Below are 1,477 nucleotides of genomic sequence, written 5' to 3'. Positions count from 1 at the left end.
GAGGAATATCAGCTTCCTATGCCCAAAATGAACAGCAAGTATTTTGCCTATGCTTCTAAATCCTTTGATTTTGCACTGATGGCTGGCGTGATTGCCATTGTTCTGATCGGCGGCTATATTGTGATCCAGAGTATCTTCCGTATCTCCATCAATGACAAAATCAAGAGCTACGGGCAGCTTCGGACGATTGGTGCAACGCCAAAGCAAATCAAGCGGATTGTAAAGCGGGAGGGGCGTAAACTCGGCAGTATCGGGATTTTGATTGGTACAGTGCTGGGTGTATGCGGCGGTTTTCTTTTGTTTCCCAAGGGATTTAATGCTGTTTCCTATGTGGCAACGATTATTTTGACACTCATAAGCAGTTGGATCATGGTATCTGTTTCCATCCGTAAGCCGATAAAAATTGCGGCAGGGATTTCCCCGATTGAAGCCGTCCGTTTTACCCCGGCACAAAAGGACATCCGAAGCCGAAAAAAGAATATCAAGCTCAATCCTGTTTCAATGGGAATTGCGAATTTTAAGCGTGACCGAAAAAAGACCGTTGCTATTGTAGCCTCATTGAGTTTGGGCGGAATTATTCTGCTTGTGGTATCCTCCATTGTTTTGCTGCGTTCTCCAGAGGCGCTTGCAAGACGGTTTTTCCCGGACGGCGACTATAAAATTTATTTGGATTCTGAAATGACAGAAGAAAAGGTTATGGCAGCGGGAAATCCGTTGAATGAAGAATTAAAACAGGAAATCTTATCTATTGATGGTGTTACAGATATAATTCCAAGCAGACAATCTCTCTATGCAACCCTTAAGACGGACATTTACCAAAGCGGTGGTATGTGTGATATGCTGACCGACCAGAATTATGCAACAGTTGAAGCGGCTCTGACAGCAGGAACGATGCCAAAAGATTCCCGTAGTATTGTAATTGACTATAATGTGCTAAAGCAGAATGAGGATATGGGTGTTGGTTCAACAGTTGACTTTTATTTTGGAGAGGGGCAACCGCCTGTTTCCGTCACTGTATCAGGATTGTTTGATCCCAACAAGACGCCTTCCGGGCATGGAAAACTGGCCCTCGATGGAGTACTCTTTTTCGCACCAGAAGCATTGTTCCATGAACTGCACCCGGAAATCGCTTCTTTCGACTATTCATGGAGCATTGTAAACGATCCGAAAAAAACGGACTATGTGGGAGCTGAATTGAAAAATATTGTTGCCAGCCATAGTAATATTGCCTTAGATGAAATCAATACAGTGATTGAATATGAAGAAATGACAAATTCTTTTGCGTTTGGCAGTATGGAGATACTTTCATGGTTGGTATTTCTCTTTGGCGTTATCAACCTTATCAATACGACACTCTCTAACCAGATAGCCCGAAAGCAGGAAAACAGTATTCTGCGTTCCATCGGCCTAACACAAAAACAGCTATGTAAAATGAACATCTGTGAGGGGCTGTGCTATGCGCTCTTTGCAACATTGG

General features: G+C 43.4%; 1 protein-coding gene. It reads left to right on the top strand.

Annotation, left to right across the window (positions count from 1 at the left end; all coding sequences use genetic code 11):
• Positions 1 to 1,477: FtsX-like permease family protein (locus D3F01_RS15820; protein ID WP_347568011.1), on the top strand; the 1,477-nt coding region annotated here is incomplete at both ends.

Source organism: Faecalibacterium sp. BCRC 81149 (assembly GCF_022750605.1).
Taxonomy (GTDB): Bacteria; Bacillota; Clostridia; order Oscillospirales; family Ruminococcaceae; genus Faecalibacterium; species Faecalibacterium duncaniae.
The sequence above is the reverse complement of the archived record's forward strand: the minus strand, read 5'-3'. Positions and strand labels throughout refer to the sequence as shown.